We start from the raw sequence: 17,727 nt of genomic DNA on the forward strand, positions 1-17,727 counted from the left end.
TCTGTCGCGCGCGAAGGCGGCGCCTGCGGCGTCCGCTAGTCGGCGAAGTTGGTGACGATATCCTTGGTGATGGCGGACTTCAGGTTCTGCAGGACCAGCGGCGTCAGGCTGTGGCGGATGAAGTTCTTGTTGAGTTGCCGCTCGGTGCGCTCCTCCCAGATGCTGAAGTTCCGGTAGGCGACCGCCTGCACCCTCCGGTTGAGCAGCACCCGTCCGGTCTTGATCTCCCGTATCCGGTAGACGACCTCCGCCGCGCCCTGCCAGGTCTGCGCCTTGATGTTGAACGAGATCGGGAAGATGATGTAGGTGAGGGCGACCGGGACCCCCATCGAGTTCCACCCCTCGAAGCGGCAGAGCGACTCGTTCAGCTCGCCCTCCATCAGCAGATTCGCCTTGGCGGCGAGCGCCTTCTCCTCGACGTCCCGAGGCGTGGCGTCCTTGTCGATCGGCAGCGTGATGACGTCCATGAACGCCTTGTTCCGCTCGATCTCGTCCTGGATCACCTCGCGCAGCTCGTCGACGCCGATGAAGAGCGGGTAGCGCGCGAAGCTCTTGTCCTGGAATATGCCGATGGCGAGGCTGTGGCCGAACGGCTTCTCGGGGGGGGCGTAGAAGGCGAGGGGCGGGGGTGGCGTGTTCATCCCCCCGCCGCAGCCGAGGAGGAGACCGAGGAGCAGGAGCTGCACAGACACGAGGATTCTTTTCACGCGACCGCCTCCTTGTGGCGCGCCGGGATCCCGCGGGCGCCGGTTCCGGATTGCGCGCCCGCACCGCACACGGTATCATACGCCCATGCCGATTGCCACGCTAAAACGCCTCCTCCCGCGCATCTGCATCCCGGCCGCCGTCGCCGCGGCGGGCGTCGTCTTCCTCGCTTACCCGAGGAGGCAGGTTCCGTCGATGCTCCGTCTCGTGCCCCGCGAGGGGCTCGCCGTGTGCGTCCGCGCGCGGGGGCTCGGGCAGATCTGGCGGCGCTGCGCCCGTTCGGAATTCGGCCGCATGGTCGCACGGGGGGAGATCTTCCCCCTCGACGAGCTCCGCGCCGCCGACGAGGAGTTCCGGGAGGAGTGGGAGGATCTCGACACCTCGCAATGGTCCGAGATCGCCGGGCGCGACTGCGTCTTCGTGCTGTACGCGGGGGGGGCGGGAACGCCGCCCCGGGCCGCCCTCTGGGCGCGGGTCGGCTTCAAAGCGCGCCTGCTCCATCTCTGGGAAAGGGGGCGCGCGGCCGTATGCTTCTGGCGGGCGGGGAGAATCCAGACACGGCGTGTGGGGACCCTCACCGTCAATTCGGTGCTGGATCGGAAGCGGGGGACGGTCGACGCCAGCTACGTCCTCGCCGGCGATCTCGGGATCGCGACGACGGGGGACGGGGAACGGTTCTGGGAGCGCGTCGCCGCCCTGGCGCAGGGGGGCGGCGCGCCCGCGCGGGGGGCGGAGGGGGTGATCGCCGAGGTGCGGGCGCCGGGCCGCGGGAAGGCGCAGGGGGCCTTCTTCGCGGACGCCGCCGCGCTGCGGCAGCTCGCGGGCGCGCGGATCGACAAATCCGGCCGGGTCGTGTGCGAGGAGGGGGGGGCCTTCTCCGCACGCGCCGCCGCGCGCGAGGCGCTGGCGGGGTGGACGACGATGTCGGGTTCGTTCACGCTCGGCGAACGCACGACCCTGGAGGCGCGCATCGGGCGTCCCGGCGGCGGCTCGGCGAAACCGCTTTCCGCGGACCCGCTCCTGCCCGCCGCGGCGCGCGGCGGGATACTGTACGCGGCGGGCCGATGGAACCCGCGGGACCTTCTCGACCGGGCGCGCCGAAGCTGGGACGGCGGCGAGGTTCGGTTCGAGAAGAAGGGAGGGGCGGCGACGTTTCCCGCGGCGCACTTCTCGATGCGATGGCTCGGAGATGACTGGTCGTTGTTGCTCTACCTCGACGGGCGGGGGATGCTGCACGCCGCCGCGTCGGCTGCGGTGGGCGATCGCACACTCGCCCGCGCGCGGTTGAGGCGCTTCCTGGAGCTCGCCGACGGCGCGGAGTTGTTCCTGGCCGACGGGCGCGGCGGCGGATGGGCGCCGGTGAGCGGCGCGCTGGAGGTGGAGGAGGAGAAGGCGGACCGGGGACTCCGCTGGCGCCTCAGCCCCGGCGCGCCCCTGGAGTATCTCTACGCCCCGGTCGTCCTCCTGCGCGACGGCCGTCTCGTCGTCGCCACCGCCGATCCGCCGGGCCTGGGCGCCGCCGTTCCCCTTTCCGCGAACGCGGGAGGGACGGGACGCTTCCTCCTGCGGGGGGGCGAGATGGAGCGCGCCGCCGCCTCGCTGCGGCAGATCCTCGCGATCGCCGGGGCGTTCGTCGAGAAAGAGGCCGATCGGGAGCGGATCGACGGGGCGCGCCGCGCGCTCGGGGCGCTGGCGTGGCTTGCGCCGCTGCGGGAGGTCAGGGCAACCGCGTCCGACGAGAAGGGGGGGACGCGGCTCTCCGTCATCGCGGAGATCGGGGATATCCGGGGGCGGTGAGGGGGAGCGGCGCCTGAAGGGTCCGGCGCCGCCTCAGCGCGGGACCAGGGGGCGCAGGGGGCCGAACCGCTCGAGGGCGGGGGGGAGGGCTTCGCCGTCGCCGAGGGCGAGGATCGTCGCGGCGCCGGGGCGCAGGTGCGCCTGCGCCGCGCGACGCACGTCCTCGCGGGTCACCGCCGCGACCTTTTCGGGCCAGGTCTTCAGATAGTCCCGCGGCAGCCCTGCGAATTCGATGCCGATCATCTGCTCCACCACCTGCGACGGGCTTGTGAAGTTGAAGACGAAGCTGTTCAGGCGCGAATCCTTCGCGCGCCGGAGCTCCTGGTCCGTCACCGGTTCCGTGCGGATCCTCTCCATCTCCTCCAACAGTATGTCGAGCGCCCGCGCCGCCGTGTTCTCCTTCGTCTGGCACGACGCGTAGAACAGCCCCGCCCGCACCGCCGGGGTGAAACGGGATCCCGCGCTGTAGGCGAGTCCCTCCGCGGTCCGGACGCGTTCCAGTATCCTCGACGAGAAGACCCCTCCCCCGAGTATCTCGTTCATCACCATCACCGGGAAGTAGTCCGGGTCGTCGCGCGGGATTCCCGCGTGCCCGACGAGGAGGTGCGCCTGCTCGGTGGGCCTGCGCACGAGGAAGACGAGGCGCTCCTCCCGCCCCTCCACGGGGGGTGGCGGGGCGGGGGCGGGGGATCGCGCCGGGCCGAAGGCGTCGTTGAGGGTCTTCACGAGCGTCTCCCGGTCGAACTCCCCCGCGGCGCCGAAGATCATCCCCGAGGGGTTGAAGCGCGCACGGTGGAAGGCGACGAGGTCGCCGCGCCCGATCCGGTCCATCGAGCTGGGCTCGCCGATGACCGGGTGCGCGTACGGGTGCGCGCCGTAGACGAGGCGGCGGAACTCGCGGGCGGCGGTCTGCCCCGGCTCGTCGTTCCAGCGGCGTATCGCCTCGCGGACCTGGTCCTTGCGGAGGTCGATCTTCTCCGGGGAGAAGGCGGGGCGCAGCAGCAGGTCGAGCGCGATGCCGAGGGCCTCTTCCGTGTCGCGGGAGAGGCAGGAGAGCGCACACGCCGCCCCGTCGTGGTCCGCGGCGGCGGAGAGCTCCGCCCCGAGGTACTCCAGACGGCGGTCCACCTCGTCGGCGTCCATCCCGGCGCTCCCCCCGGTGCGGATCAGCTCGGCGACGAGGGCCGCGAGCCCCTCCTTGCCCTCCGGGTCGAACGCGGAGCCGGCGCGCGCCATCGCGTGGAAACTGAAGAGGGGGAGGCGCGCGTCGCTGAACAGGTAGAGCGGGGCGCCGCAGTCGAGGACGACCCGTTCCGCCTCCGGGGGCGAGAAACGAAGCGGGGGGAACGCCATTTCGGCCGGGTGGACGGGGCCCCGCCGGGCGCCGCAGCCCGCGGCGGAGAGCGCGAAGACGAGGAGCAGCGCGGCGGCCCAATGCGTCACGGGATGAGGACGGTGGTGCACTTTTCCTCCGTGAGATAGTTGCGCGCCACGCGGACGAGGTCGTTTGGCGTGACCGCCCTGATCCTCGGGATATAGCGGTTCACGTAGTCCCAGCGGTCGATCGCGGCGTAGGTGCCTATGGCGGAGGCGATCTCCGCGGTGGATTCGAGGCCGCGGACGAAATCCGCCTCGATCGAGTTCCGAGCCTTGGCGAGCTCCCAGTCGCTCACCGGCTCCTGCGCGAGCAGGCGCAGCTCCCCGCGGATCGCCTCGGCGGCCTCCTCCGCCGTACGGGGGCTCCGGGGGATCGCGTGGACGACGAACAGGTACGGGTACCGCGAGGGGGGAGAGGAGGCGGAGACGGAGACCGCGACCCGCTTCTCCTGGACGAGGCGCCGGTGAAGGCGCGAGCTGCGGCCGGAGGAGAGGATGTTCTCCAGGACGTTCAGGGCGATGTCGTCGTCGGACTCCGCCGCGGGCTTCTGAAAGGCGAGGGCGACGCGCGGCGAGGCGTCGAGCGAGAGACGCGCCTGGCGCGGACCGCGTTGCGGCGGCTCGCGGGTGACGACCGGCGGCGGGGGCGGCTGCGCGGGGATCGGGCCGAAGTAGCGCTCCGCGAGGGCGACGACCTCGTTTCGGTCTACGTCGCCCGCGACGGCGACGATCGCGTTGTTGGGGGCGTAGTAACGCCGGTACCAGGCCTCGACCTCCGCACGCGGGATGCGCTCGATGTCGGACCTCCATCCGATGATCGGCCACCGGTACGGGTGCGCGATCAGGGCGGTCGCGAAGAGCTGCTCCCAGAACGCCCCCCCCGGGCTGTCGTCCACGGTGAGGCGCCGCTCCTCGAGGACCACCTGCCGCTCGCGGTGGAACTCCCTGAAGACCGCGTTGGCCATCCGGTCGGACTCAAGCGCCATCCAGAGCTCCAAGCGGTTCGCCGGCAGACTGCAGTAGTACTGTGTCCGGTCCTTGCCGGTGCCGGCGTTCAGCCCCTCGGCCCCGGCGGCCATGTAGATCTTCCAGAGTTCGTTGCGCACCGTCAGCTCGCCGGCGCGGCGCTCCGCCTCCTCCAGCTCCTTCCGGAGCCGCGCCGTCTCCCCCGCCGCGCCGCCTCCGCGTTCCATCGCGGCGACCGCGTCGTGGAGCTCTTCGATCTTGGCGAGAAGGGGCTCTTCCGCCTCCCAGTCCCTCGTCCCGACCGTGCGCGTCCCCTTGAACATCATATGCTCGAGGAGATGGGTGATGCCGGTCTTCCCCGGCTCCTCGTTCACTGAGCCCACGCGGTAGAAGACGGAACAGGAGACGACGGGGGCCTGGCGGTGCTCGACGACGAGAAGGAGGAGGCCGTTGGAGAGGCGGTGCTCGGCGGCGTCCACGCCGAGTGGGGACTCCGCCGCCGCCCGGCCGGGCGAAACCAGGGCCAGGAGCGTTGCCGCGAGGAGCCGCCCGATGCGGATGGATGGGGAGGATCCCATCGTGCCCCTCTCCGTCGAGGCGGCCCGCCTCAGGCGGCGCCGCCGGCCGTCTTCTCCACGTCCCAGTTGTTCGCGACGATCAGGGCGCGGGTCCTGCGCCCGTCCTTCTCGATCTCGACGAGCTCGCCCGCGGCGCGGATATGCTCGCCGACGCAAAACTCGCCGCGCACGTAGCTGTCGGAGAGGACGAGGACGAACCGCTCCTCCCGCACCCCGTCGACCTCGGCCTCCTCGAGGGGGAAGACGAGCGGCATGTAGATCGAGTGGCGGATATCGGTGATGCGGGCCTCGAGGCGCGCCTCCTTCCGGAGGCTGCGGATGCGGCAGTCCCGCAGCGGGATCTCGTCCTCGCGCGCGTAGATGAAGAACGGGCAGACGAGGATGCCGCCGTGATAGAGGCGCAGCGGCCAGAACTTCCCGAACTCGTGGACGTGGCGGGAGGGGTCCTCCCGGACGAGGGCGAGGATGCGCCGCATCAGGGCGTAGTTCTCCTCCACCGTGCCGTGCACGGCGAGGTCGGTGTCATCGTCGTGCTCCTCGAGTCGCCCGTACTGGAGCGAGCCGGTCAGGCCCATCCGTTCGACCGGGACCTCCAGCAGCTCGCTGGCCGCCCGAACCCCCTTGTCGATCTTCGGGTAGAGCTCCATGCAGAGCCGGAGGGACTTCTTGGAGTCGAAGAAGCCGACGAAATCGCTGCGCGGCATCAGGAGGTTGTTCTTGATCACCGGGGCGACGCAGGCGCTCCGCGCGAGGTCGGGGAAGAGGGTGTAGTGCATCTCGATCTGCTGCGGGTTGGTGAACGAGTGCATCTTCCCGTCGCGGTACGTCTTGTGGAGGCAGTCGTAGTCGCGGCCGAAGATCTCCGCCCAGCCGCCCTTTTTCGGGTAGTAGAGTATCTTCGCGGAGATCATCCCGGGCGGATGGCAGTAGCCCTGGGCGAAGGCGAGGCTGCCGTCCTTCCTGAGGAAGTAGGTGCAGTCGGTGACCCTCTCCCCGAGTTCGGCGATGGGGACGAGGAAGATATCCATCATCTCGTCGAAACGATCCTTCATAGGGGGGGAAGTATACTACAACGGGCCGCGGATGCCACTATGAAGGCGTGTGAGCGTATGGACTCGCGCGGGCGGGCGCGCCGCATTTCGAGGCGCCGCATTTCGAGGTTGCGCTCCCGATGGCGCCGCGGTAAAATCGGGTGTCCCGCGCGGGGGGCGCATCCGGCGCGCCGGGTCGCGGGCGAGAGGAGGAGGGTATGCATATCGGACTGTGCGCCGCCTGCTGCGCGGCGCTGGTCGCAGGCGCGGCCGCGGCGGATCCGCCCGCCGCGCCGCCCGCGGCCGTCTCCGCCGCCCCGGCCGCCCGCTACACGGCCGCGGACTGTTCGCGCCTCAACGGGATCCCCGGCCTGCCCGATGCGCTTCTCTCGATGCACGTCACGCTCTACCAGGGGTACGTGAAGAACGCCAATCTTCTGGCGGAGAAGCTGACGGCTCTCTCCGCCGCCGGGGGCGGCCGCTCGCCCGAGTATGCCGAGCTGAAGCGGCGTTTCGGCTGGGAGTACGACGGGATGCGTCTGCACGAGCTCTACTTCGAGAACATCTGCTCCCGGCGCGAGGCGCTCGACCCGAAGGGCCCGCTCGCCCGGCGCCTCGCGAGCGACTTCGGGAGCGTGGAGGCGTGGAGGAAGGAGTTCGTCGACACGGGGATGATGCGCGGCATCGGCTGGGCGGCGCTCGTCGACGACCCGCGGAGCGGCCGGCTGACGAACGTCTGGATCGGCGAGCACGATGTCGGGCATCTCGCGGGGGCTCGCATCGTACTCATCGCGGACGTCTTCGAGCACGCGTTCATCACGGAGTTCAAGCTCGACCGGGCGAAGTACCTCGAGGCGTTCCTCGCCGCCGTCGACTGGAAGGCGGCGGAGAAGCGTCTCGGCGCGCGGTAACGCGGAGACACTCTTTGCAGGGCACACGCGGGGAAGCGGTCGCGAAGTGGACATTCCACGGGTGAACGCGCCATTCCGCCCCGGGTTTTTCACTGTGCCCTGTGCCGCGGCGGGGCGAGAAGCGGGATCTGAAGAGTGTCCCCGCGTTGTAGTTCCGGTTCTCTCACGTCGTATCTGGTCTTTCCCCCATCAGAGGGGGGGATGTGGCATAACCCAAGCAAAACGCCAGAGATCCATTTTTCCGTTGCACCCCGCTGCGGGCGGGAGTAAGATCAGCCGGGCGTGCGGTCGGTCGGGAGAGGAGGGGAGGGTATGAAGAGAATTGTCGCGGCGTTGGCGGTGCTGGTGCTCGCGTCGGGGGCCGCGCAAGCGGGACCGGTGTGGCCGATGCAGGGGCAGAACCCGCAGCGCACGGGGCAGAGCCCGTTCGCGGGTCCCACGAGACCCGTGCTTCACTGGACCTACCTGACCGGGGGCATCTACAACTCCCCCGCCATCGGCTCGGACGGGACGGTGTACTTCGGCTCCCAGGACAACCGGCTCTACGCCGTGAACTCATCCGGGGGGCACAGGTGGACGTACCACACCGGCGGCGGCATCTACAACTCCCCCGCCATCGGCTCGGACGGGACGGTGTACGTCGGGTCGCTCGACAATCGTTTCTACGCCGTCAACTCCGCCGGGATGCTCAGGTGGTCGTACTCGACCGGCCCGATATCCTCCGCATCATCCCCCGCCATCGGCTCGGACGGGACGATCTACGTCGGGTCGGACTACGACGTCGGGTCGGACTATTGCCAGTTCTATGCATTCAATTCGAGAGGGACGTGTCGCTGGAGCTACCAGATGCCCGGGATGTCGTCCGGTGTCCCCAAATCCCCGGCGATCGGCTCGGACGGGACGGTGTACGTCGGCTCCATGGCCAACCGGCTGTACGCCTTCAACTCGAACGGGGCCGTCAGGTGGTCGTACAGCACAGGCGCCCAGCCCTCCGGCCAGTCGATCGGGCCTGACGGGACGGTCTACGTCGGATTCGACGACAACCGGCTCTACGCCTTCAAATCCAACGGCGCGCGCAGCTGGTCGTATATGATGGGCAAACACGCCTATTCTTCCCCCGCCATCGGGTCCGACGGGACGGTCTACGTCGGGTCGTACGACAACCGCCTCTACGCGTTCCATTTCAGCGGGGGCTTCAGGTGGACGTACCGCACCGGCGGCACCGTCGAATCGTCCCCCGCCATCGGCTCGGACGGGACGGTGTACTTCGGCTCCACGGACAACCGGCTCTACGCCTGCAACTCCATTGGGACGCTCAGGTGGTCCTACACGGCGACCGCTCTCGTCGAGGCGTGTGGCCCCGCCATCGGCTCGGACGGGACGATCTACTTCGGGACGGGGGACAACCGACTCTGGTCCGTGGGCGTGCCGACGACGCCGACGCCGACCCCCGTGCCGCCGGCGCAGGTGGACGTCAGCGGAAGCACGGTCTCGCCGGGCGACACGCTCAGCGCCGTCTTCCGGACCAACCAGCCGATCTCGCAACCGTTCACCGCGTACGCGGTCGTCATATTCCCCGACGGCGCGACGATGGTGAACGTCCTCGACTTCAGCACGGCATTGAAGCCGGTGGCGAGCGACGTGCAGGGGCTTCCGGCAGGGTTCGAGTACACGCTCATAAACAACCTCGTCATCCCGGGGACGATTCCCCCGGGCCGATACGAGATCGTGGCGGCGTTCTTCACGCCGGGTCGGCCGATCACGAGCCGGGACGACGCCTTCTACCAGGCGAGCGTGTTCGTGACAGTGCAGCGGTAGCCGAGTTCGGGGCGCTCTTCACGGCACACACGAAGCCGGCGGGATGCAGGGTGCGCGTCCCCCGGGGGTGCGATGGCAGCGAAGACGCTGTATGCAACTGTTTCCGCACGAATGTGGTATGGCATTATTCGTCCCGGGGACGATTAAATCCGTAAGATGTTGAAGCGGTGAGTGTTGTATACAACGTCTGCGTCGGGGAGGACGGCGCATGATCCGCCCCGGTCCGTGCTCCATCAGCCGCAGGCCGTTCGTCGCCCCGTGCGGTCGCGGCCCCCGTGCACCCCTGGACGGGGCGGCGCCCGTTTTCTGGCGCCGGCCCGTCTTCCTGCGCCGGCCCCCTGTGCCGCGCCGTTTCCCCGCGGCCCCCGCGCCGTTTTCCCCCGCGTCGGATCCCGCGGTCCGGACGGCGCGGCGATTCCTCTCCCTCCACGCCGAAGCCCTCGGCGTCGATCCTCCCTGCCTCGTCTTCGTCCGCCTCTGGCGCACGCGCAGCGGCGCCCACGTCAGGTTCCAGCAGGTCCTCGACGGCGTCCCCGTCATAGGCGCGCTCCTCGACGTCCACCTCGATGCCGCGGGGACGGCGACCGTCGTGACCGGCGCCTTCCACCGGGGGCTGAAGAGGAGCGGCGCCTTCCGAAAGGCGGGCATCGGCAAGAGGGAGGCGGCGCGGGTCGCGCGGGCGGACCTCGGGCGCGGCGCGCGGCTGCGGGCGGAGGAGGGGTGCGCGGAGCTGGTGTTCGTGGAGCGCCGGCACGCGCGGCGGGTCTACAAGGTGGTGCTCCCCGCGTCGCGGCCGCTCGGAAACTGGGTCTACCTCGTCGACGCCGCCACGGGCGCGATCCTCCGGAGCAGCAACACGATGCGCTTCGCCCGCGGCAGCGTCTTCCCGAGGAGCCCCGCGGAGGATCCCGCGCCGCGCGTTGTCCCGCTCGAGCGCCTCCGCGACCCGTTCCTCCTGGAGGGGACGCACGTCGCCGTCGTCAACGAGGATTGCCCCGAGGCGCGCGAGGAGGACGGGGAGTTCCTCTATGATCCCTCCGACACGCACTTCGACGAGGTGATGGCGTACTACCATATCGACCGCGCGGCCGAGGCCTTCGGGCGCCTCGACCCCGGGATCGAGACCGCGCTGGCGACACGCGGGACGCTGCGCGTCCATGTGCACGCCGGGGAGCGGATGGAGAACGCCTGGTACGATCCGGCCACCCGCGCCATATACTTGGGCGACGGCGGCGGGCCGGGGCGGTTGAACGACCTCGCCAAGGAGGCGGCGGTGATCTGCCACGAGTACGCCCACGCCGTGCTCGACCGGGTCAATCCGCACCTGAAGGGGCCCGAGGCCGACGCGTTGCACGAGGGGTACGCCGACTACTTCGGCTGTTCGCTCACCGGAGACCCCCTGATCGGGGAGTGGGTCGTCGCCGCCCGCGGCGAGCCGTGCCTCCGCAACCTGGGGAACCGCCTGCGCTACCCGCGCGACCTGTCGGGCGCGCCGCACGCGGACGGCGCGATATGGGCCGGGGCGTGCTGGGACCTTCGACGGGCGCTGGGGCCGGAGACGGCGGACGCGCTCGTCTACGAGAGCATGCATTTCCTGCCCGAGTTCGCGCGGTTCGCCGACGCGGCGACGGGGCTTGCGCAGGCCGCCGGGTGCGTCTTCGCCGGACGCCACCGGGGGCGGATCGCGGAGGCGCTGGCCGACAGGGGGTTCGGCGCCGACATCGAGAGGAGGCCGTTATGCGTGCCGCGCCATGCCTGATCTTCGCGATGCTGCTCTCCGCGGCGCCCGCCAGTCACGAGCGCGACCTCGCCACACAGCTCCCGGCGGAGGTCGTGGACTACGTCGTGGCGGCCCGGCTCGACGCCGGCCGAGCGGAGGAGTTGCTGAAGGAGCTGTTCCAGCGGCTGCGGATGCGGCCGCGTTACGCGCTCGCGGTCTTCCCGCTCCCCGGCGACGACCGGGCGCGTCTGATCTTCATCAAGGGGAAGGATGCCGACGTCGCGCTCGTCAAGAAGGCCCTCGTGGCGATGGACGCGGCGTCTCCCCCGGCGCAGGAGGAGGAGCGCGTTCCGCTGCTGCGGGTGGAAACGGGGGCGGCGGGGCCCGCGGAGATGCGGCGGCGGATCGTCGCGGCCGCCGCGCGCGCCCGTCTTTCGGTCGCGGACAAGGATCTGTTCATCTACCCGGAGGGGGTCGAGGGGGGGCTCTTCTTCACCGGGCCCGCGGCGCTCCAGGCCCCTGTCGCCGAGCTCGCCGAGGGGCTCGGGAAGAATCCGCTCCCCGGCGCCGCCGACGCGGCGCGGGACTGGCTCCTCGGGCTGGGCAGGGAGACCGCGAAATCGTTCGCGGCGCTTCTATCCGCGGCCCTCTCCGCCGCCGCGGTCCTGCTGCTCCACCTTCTCCTCTGCCGCCTGCCGCGCCTCGGCGCGCGCTACCGGAGATCGTTCCGCTTCTTCTGGGAGAGGCTGTTCGCGTCGTTCAAGGGGAAGGACCTCGCCTGGGAGATCATCAAGGCGGCGGCGGAGTTCGGGGCCGCCGCGGCCCTCCCGTCGCCGGAACGGATGCGGGGCGCGGCGCCGCCGCGCGCGCAGGCGCTCGACGCCGCCCGCCGGTACGCGCGCTGGCGGGGCGTGAATCCGGACGAGCCGGAGATCGCGGGGCTGCTCGATGCGGCGGTGGAGGCGGCGGTGCATCGGGCCGTCCGCGGGGAGGGGCGGGGGTGAGGCGTCGAACGCGCGCCTTCGGCCCGCTGGGCGGCTCGGGGTGCGCGGGCCGTGTTACAATGGCGTTCCAGACCGGCAGGGGGGTGCGCAGTGGGGAGACCGGAAGCCGAGGAGAGACCGCTGGCCGTGGCGATCGCGGCGCTCGTCCACGAGGGGAGGATACTCCTGATCAGGCGGGCGCGGGGGGACTACCCGGGGCTCTGGGGTCTGCCCGGCGGGAAGATCGAATGCGGCGAGCATCTGTCGGAGGCGGCGGAGCGGGAGATACGCGAGGAATGCGGCATCGAGGCGGCGTTCGTCCGGCACCTCGGCTGCGTCTCGGAGCATTTGGTGGAGGAGGGGCGGGTTAGGCGCCATTTCATCCTGCACGTTTGCGCGCTCGCACCTCGAGGCACGATGCTGCGCCCCGGCGCCGAGGGGGAGCTGCGCTGGTGCCCGCTGGAGGCGCTTGGGCCGATGCGCGGCGAGATCATCCCCAGCGATCTGCTCATCATCGAGCGGATGGTGGCGGGGGAGGGGAAAGGGTACTACGACTGCGTGCTCGAGAAGACCGGGGATGCCCACGTGTTGAAAAGATTCGTCTGAGGGATCCGTCACTCCTCCGCGGGCTTGATCAGCGGGAGGATGACGGTGAACACCGTGTCGCGCCCTTCGAGGCTCATCACCTCGATCTTCCCGCCGTGCTCCCTGACGATCCCGTGGGCGATGCTCAAACCAAGCCCGGTGCCCTGCCCGAACTCCTTCGTGCTGAAATACGGGACGAAGATCTTCTCGATCCGGTCGGGCGGGATGTGGGGGCCGTTGTTGGCGATGGCGATCTCGGCGGCGCCGTTTTGGTGGCGGCTCGTCACCGTGATCAGGCGCTCCCCGTCTTTCTCCATCAGGGCGTGGTGCGCGTTGGTGAGGATGTTGACGAAGACCTGCTGCAGCTGGTTGGAATCGAGCATCCCCTTCCGGATCGACGGGTCGAGGCGGGTCTGCACGCGTATCCCGTTGGCGATGAACTGGTGCGCCTTCAGGTCGATCGCGAGGCCGACGATCTCGTTCACCGAGGCGCAGACGCGTCGCAGCGGCGGCTTGCGGGAGAAGGTGAGAAGATTCCTCACCAGGTACTGGCACCGGAGCGCCTCCTTGTGGAGGCGGTCGATGTCCTCCTTGAGTTCCGCCGGGGCGTCATGCTGTCGAAGGATCTCGGCGTACCCGAGGACGCCGGTGAGGGGGTTGTTCAGTTCGTGGGCGATGCCGGAGATGAGTTCGCCGAGGGCCGAGAGCTTCTCCTTCTGTATCAGTTCCTCCTCGATCTGCTTGCGCCGCGTGATCTCCTCGGAGATCCCCGCGTAGCCGATCAGTTTCCCCGTCTCGTCCCTGATGGTGCACATCCGCAGCGAGACCGGGAACACCTCGCCTGATTTTCTCCGGTCGAAGATCTCCCCCTCCCAGAGGCCGTTCCTCGCCTCGCGGGCGATGCGGCCGGAGAGATCGGGCGGGTTTCCGGGGACGCCCTCGAAGAAATCGGCGGAGCGCATCCCGAGCATCTCCTCCGCCCGGTAGCCGAGCATCTTTTGCACGGCGGGGTTGGCGTAGACGATCCGGCGGTTGAGGTCCATGATCATCACGCTCGCCGACGTGTTCTCGATGACGCTGGCGAGCTGCCGCATATGCCGCTCGATGATGAGACGTTGGGAGATGTCGCGGCAGATGGCGAGGACGATCCGCCTGCCGCGGAAGTCGACTGCGCTCGCGCTGACGTCGGCGACGAAATGCGCCCCGGTCTTCCTGAGCATCTCGATCTGGGCGGATGCGCGGGAGCTCCCCTCGTCATCGCCCAGGCGCCGCAGGATCCCGGCGAACTCCCCCGGGGCGTAGAGCTCGGAGTTCTTCAGGCCGAGGAGCTCCTCCGCGGAGTAGCCGGTCATCGTCTCCGCCATCCGGTTCGCCGTGAGGATCCGGTCCGCCTGTGGGTCGATGGTGAATATCGCGTCGTTCGCCCGTTCCATCAGGAGCCGGTGGAGGATCTCGGACTCCTTGAGCTCGGCGGTCTTTTCCGCCACGAGGGTCTTGAGCCCGGTCGTGTATTCGCTGATCACCGCCTGGGCCTTCCGCTTTGCCGTGATGTCGGTGAGGAGCTGGATGACGGCCCGGCCGCCGTCGGGCATCAGGAACGGGCTCGCGGAGGATTCGTAGAGACGCCCCTTCTGATCGCGCATCACACAGCTGAAGGACTCCTTCCCCTCGTGCAGGATCGCCGTGATCGGGCAGGAGGGGCAGCTGCTCGTTCGCCCGGCGATGGCGGCGTAGCACTTCCGGCCGACGAGATCCCCGTAGCGTCCGCGCAGCCTGGCGTTGTTGTAGAGGATGGTATGGGAGGCGTCCTCTATCAGGACAAAACAGCCGACGGCGTCAAATATCTCGAGGGGGGCGCGCGGCGGCCCGGCCTTGGGCGCCGTGGGGCGCGCGGGACCGGGGCGCTTCGTCCGCGAAATCCTGGAAGAGGTGCGCATACGCGATTTGAGGTTGAAAAAGTATATACGAGCGCCGCAAGGCGGGTCAACGAAAAGCGCATTCACGAAAAGCGCATTCCCTGAAAAGCGCATTCCCCGTCCCGTTCCCGGCGACGGCGATCTGGCGACGGCGATCTTGCCCGCGCCGCCGCGCGGATGCTACCATCGTCGTCCGCTCAGCCATGGAGTTGCCGATGCCCGATCCGACCCGGTCCGCCCGATACTGGGGCGCCGTGCTCGTCTGCGCCTGCATCGCCGTCGGGGGGGCGCTCGCGCCGCGCGCCCCCGTTCCCGCGGATGCGCCCGCCCGCCGCGCCGTTCCCGGAGAGGAGGAGATGCTCCGCCTCTTCGAAAAGGCGGTCTCCGAGCGGCCGCTCGTGAGGCACCTGTCGCTCCTCTTCGCCGGCGCCGTGGTTGCGGGGCTGCTCATCGACGTCAAGGTTGCCGCGCGCCTCCTCCGCCGGCGTCTTGCGCCGGCCGGGACCCCGGGGGAGGGGTGGGGAATCGGCGAGGTGCTGAAGGCGGCGCTCCTCTTTCTCTCCGTCTTCCTCGCCCTGCAGGCGCTCGCGCCGCTGTTCCGGCGGCTTTTTGGCGGCCCCTCGGAGGTCACGCTCCAGGTCGCCTTCCAGTTCTTGGCGGAACTCGCCGCGGTCGCGTACATCCTCGTATCCGTCCGGCCGGGGCCGCGCGGGCCGCTCGCGGGGCTCGGGCTCGGGGCCGGGCGGCCGCTCCCGGCGGCGTGGGCCGGCGTGAAGGCGTACGCCGGGTTCCTCCCGGTCCTGCTCTGCCTCGTCGTGATCAGCCGCATCGCCGCAGAGCGGACGGGCGTCGCGGTCGAGCCGCAGGCGCCGCTCGGGCTCTTCTTCGCCGATCTGTCGGGCCCCGCCCTGGTATTCCTGGCGGCGTTCGTGGCCGTCATCGGCCCGGTCTTCGAGGAGATCTTCTTCCGTGGCTTCGCCTACCAGGCGGTCAGGCGGCGGTGGGGGCGGCTGCCGGCCGTGCTCCTGACCGCGCTCCTCTTCTCCGCCCTCCACGCCAACGCCGCGGTCTTCCTGCCGATCCTCGGCCTCGGCGTCGTCCTGGCCTCCGTCTTCGAGACGACGGGGTCGCTCGTGGCGCCGATCGCGGTCCACCTCTGCCAGAACGGCGCGGCGGTTGCGGCGGCCCTCCTGCTCCGCTCCATTGCATCCCCCTGACTGTGCTACAATCGGTTCTCGACAGTCCGGCATCTCGACCGCATGGAGGCCGTATGAGAGTCAAAACCATCGCGTGGAAGAACGGGGCGATGCGCATCGTGGACCAGACAAAGCTTCCCGGGAAGCTCGTCTACAAGGAGTGCCGGACGCCCGGCGAGGCGTGGGACGCCATCAAGCGGCTCGAGGTGCGCGGCGCCCCCGCCATCGGGATCGCGGGGGCGATGGGCGCGCTGCTCGGGATCCGGAATTCCCGCGCGCGGACCTTCGACCGGTTCTTCGCGGAGCTCCGGAAGGTCGCCGACTACCTCGGCTCCTCGCGTCCCACGGCGGTGAACCTGTTCTGGGCCCTGCGGAGGATGACGGAGACCGCCGCCCGGCACCGCACCGACGACATCCCCGCCCTCAAGAGGATCCTCGAACGGGAGGCGCTCGCCATCCTCGATGAGGACAACGACATCTGCCGCCGCATCGGGGCGCACGGCGCGGCCCTTCTCGCGCACGGGACTCGAATCCTGACGCACTGCAACGCCGGGGGCCTCGCCACGGCGGAGTACGGGACCGCCCTCGCCGTGCTCTTCGCCGCCCACGAAGCCGGGAAGCGGATCAGCGTCTTCGCCGACGAGACGCGGCCGCTCCTCCAGGGGGCGCGGCTGACCGCGTGGGAGCTGATGCGCGCGGGCATCGACGTGACGCTCATCTGCGACAGCATGGCCGCCCGGCTGATGTTCGAGCGGCGGGTGGATATCGTCATCACCGGCGCCGACCGGATCGCCGCCAACGGGGACACCGCGAACAAGATCGGCACCTACGGCCTCGCGCGGCTCGCCGAGGCCCACGGCATCCCGTTCTACATCGCCGCGCCGCTCTCCACCGTGGACCTCGATCTCCGCACCGGGAAGGGGATCCCGATCGAGCAGCGCGACCCTGACGAGGTGCGGACGATCGGCGGGACGCGCATCGCCCCGGCGAGGGTGAAGGTCTACAACCCCGCCTTCGACGTGACCCCCGCCCGCTTCATTGCGGGGATCATCACGGAGACCGGCGTCGTCGGCCCCCCGTACCGGGCGAACCTGCGCGCGGCGTTCAGGAAGGCGGGGGTGAAACCGAGGCCGCGGCGGTGAGGGGCGGGAGGCGCGCGTGGAACGGACGCTCGGCGACATCGGCGAGTTCGCCCTCATACGGGAGCTGAGGGGGCGGCTGTCCGCGGGGCCGGGGACGCTCGTCGGCATCGGGGACGATGCGGCCGTGCTCGAGCCGCCCGCCCCGGGGCGCGTCCTGCTCTTCACGACGGATATGCTCGTCGAGGGGACGCACTTCGACCTCGCCGCCGCCTCCCCGTACCGGATCGGGTGGAAGGCGCTCGCCTGCAGTCTGAGCGACATCGCCGCGATGGGCGGCGTGCCGCGCGCCGCGGTCGTGTCGCTTGGCGCCCCCGGGGGGCTCGGCGTCGACTTCTGCCGCGAGCTGTACCGGGGTATGGACGAGGCCGCCCGGCGGTTCGACTGCGGGATCGCGGGGGGGGACACCGTCGGGAGCAGTCGCGGGCTCGCCGTGTCGGTGGCGATGCTCGGGGATGTGGAGCGGGAGCGGCTCGTCTTGCGCTCCGGCGCCCGCACCGGCGACGGCCTCTGGGTGACCGGGTGGCTGGGGGGATCGCTCGCGGGCAAACACCTCGCCTTCACGCCGCGGGTGCACGAGGCCCGTTTCCTCGTCGAGCGCTTCCCGGTAACGGCGATGATGGATCTGAGCGACGGGCTCGGGAGCGACCTGTTCAGGATGGCGGAGGCGAGCGAGGCGGGGTTCCGGCTGTGCGCCGGCCGGATACCTGTCGACAGGGCGGCGATCGGGGATGCGGACGAGGAGACGCTCCTCCGGAGGGCGCTCTACGACGGGGAGGATTTCGAGCTGCTCGCGGCGGTGGCCCCCTCCGTCGACGACGCCGTCGTGAAGGAGGCGTTCGACGCGCGTTTCGACTGCGGGATCCGGCGGATCGGGACGGTGATGGGAAAGGCGCACGGCATCACGCTCTCGACGCCGGAGGGGGAGAGGCCCCTCATCGAGGGGGGGTTTGCACACCTCGCGTAGACGTTGTATATAACTCACGCCGCCGCAACGAGTTAATA

General features: G+C 70.2%; 14 protein-coding genes. 9 read left to right on the plus strand and 5 right to left on the minus strand.

The features are described 5' to 3' along the window. Positions 1–35: 35 nt before the first annotated feature. The gene (locus tag GXY35_02905; GenBank protein ID NLW93539.1) at positions 36–707 is read right to left on the minus strand and encodes a hypothetical protein; all 672 of its coding nucleotides are present in this window, start codon (positions 705–707) and stop codon (positions 36–38) included. Positions 708–792: 85 nt separating this feature from the next. On the opposite strand from GXY35_02905, the gene GXY35_02910 reads away from it, so the two are divergent. Next, a complete protein-coding gene (locus GXY35_02910) occupies positions 793–2,502 on the plus strand; it encodes a hypothetical protein (GenBank protein ID NLW93540.1) in 1,710 nt (569 codons plus the stop codon). A gap of 33 nt (positions 2,503–2,535) precedes the next feature. On the opposite strand, the gene GXY35_02915 is transcribed toward GXY35_02910, so the two are convergent. The 3 genes from GXY35_02915 to GXY35_02925 are packed head-to-tail and all read right to left on the minus strand — an operon-like array spanning position 2,536 to position 6,475. Beyond that, a complete protein-coding gene (locus GXY35_02915; GenBank protein ID NLW93541.1) occupies positions 2,536–3,966 on the minus strand; it encodes an insulinase family protein in 1,431 nt (476 codons plus the stop codon). Next, positions 3,942–5,423, minus strand: coding sequence for an insulinase family protein (locus GXY35_02920; GenBank protein ID NLW93542.1), 1,482 nt, complete (start codon positions 5,421–5,423; stop codon positions 3,942–3,944). Before GXY35_02920 ends, GXY35_02915 begins: the two co-directional genes overlap by 25 nt. A 29-nt stretch (positions 5,424–5,452) precedes the next feature. Continuing rightward, positions 5,453–6,475, minus strand: coding sequence for a hypothetical protein (locus tag GXY35_02925; protein ID NLW93543.1), 1,023 nt, complete (start codon positions 6,473–6,475; stop codon positions 5,453–5,455). 197 nt (positions 6,476–6,672) lie between these two features. Here GXY35_02925 and GXY35_02930 point away from each other — a divergent pair, with 197 nt between their 5' ends. From GXY35_02930 to GXY35_02950, 5 genes are all read left to right on the plus strand, one after another. After that, entirely contained in the window at positions 6,673–7,365 is a 693-nt protein-coding gene (locus tag GXY35_02930; protein ID NLW93544.1) for a superoxide dismutase, read from the plus strand. A 312-nt stretch (positions 7,366–7,677) separates the two neighbouring features. Next, entirely contained in the window at positions 7,678–9,183 is a 1,506-nt protein-coding gene (locus tag GXY35_02935) for a PQQ-binding-like beta-propeller repeat protein (protein ID NLW93545.1), read from the plus strand. A 208-nt stretch (positions 9,184–9,391) separates the two neighbouring features. Further along, a complete protein-coding gene (locus GXY35_02940; protein NLW93546.1) occupies positions 9,392–10,942 on the plus strand; it encodes a hypothetical protein in 1,551 nt (516 codons plus the stop codon). Further along, on the plus strand, positions 10,921–11,907 hold the full coding sequence (locus GXY35_02945; protein NLW93547.1) for a hypothetical protein: 987 nt from the start codon (positions 10,921–10,923) through the stop codon (positions 11,905–11,907). Before GXY35_02940 ends, GXY35_02945 begins: the two co-directional genes overlap by 22 nt. A 90-nt stretch (positions 11,908–11,997) precedes the next feature. After that, a complete protein-coding gene (locus tag GXY35_02950; GenBank protein NLW93548.1) occupies positions 11,998–12,492 on the plus strand; it encodes an NUDIX domain-containing protein in 495 nt (164 codons plus the stop codon). Between the two features lie 8 nt (positions 12,493–12,500). On the opposite strand, the gene GXY35_02955 is transcribed toward GXY35_02950, so the two are convergent. Then, positions 12,501–14,408 carry a PAS domain S-box protein gene (locus GXY35_02955; GenBank protein NLW93549.1) on the minus strand — a complete coding sequence of 636 codons (1,908 nt, stop codon included), beginning with the start codon at positions 14,406–14,408 and terminating at the stop codon, positions 12,501–12,503. Positions 14,409–14,602: 194 nt separating this feature from the next. On the opposite strand from GXY35_02955, the gene GXY35_02960 reads away from it, so the two are divergent. From GXY35_02960 to thiL, 3 genes are read left to right on the plus strand one after another with little or no spacing between them, the layout of a single operon-like run. Further along, complete coding sequence (locus GXY35_02960; GenBank protein NLW93550.1) at positions 14,603–15,604, plus strand: CPBP family intramembrane metalloprotease; 1,002 nt, start codon at positions 14,603–14,605, stop codon at positions 15,602–15,604. Positions 15,605–15,657: 53 nt separating this feature from the next. Further along, a complete protein-coding gene (gene mtnA, locus GXY35_02965) occupies positions 15,658–16,725 on the plus strand; it encodes an S-methyl-5-thioribose-1-phosphate isomerase (GenBank protein NLW93551.1) in 1,068 nt (355 codons plus the stop codon). Between the two features lie 16 nt (positions 16,726–16,741). Next, entirely contained in the window at positions 16,742–17,689 is a 948-nt protein-coding gene (thiL, locus tag GXY35_02970; GenBank protein NLW93552.1) for a thiamine-phosphate kinase, read from the plus strand. Positions 17,690–17,727 lie beyond the last annotated feature (38 nt).

Source organism: Chlamydiota bacterium, assembly GCA_012729785.1.
GTDB lineage: Bacteria > Auribacterota > Tritonobacteria > UBA1439 > UBA1439 > UBA1439.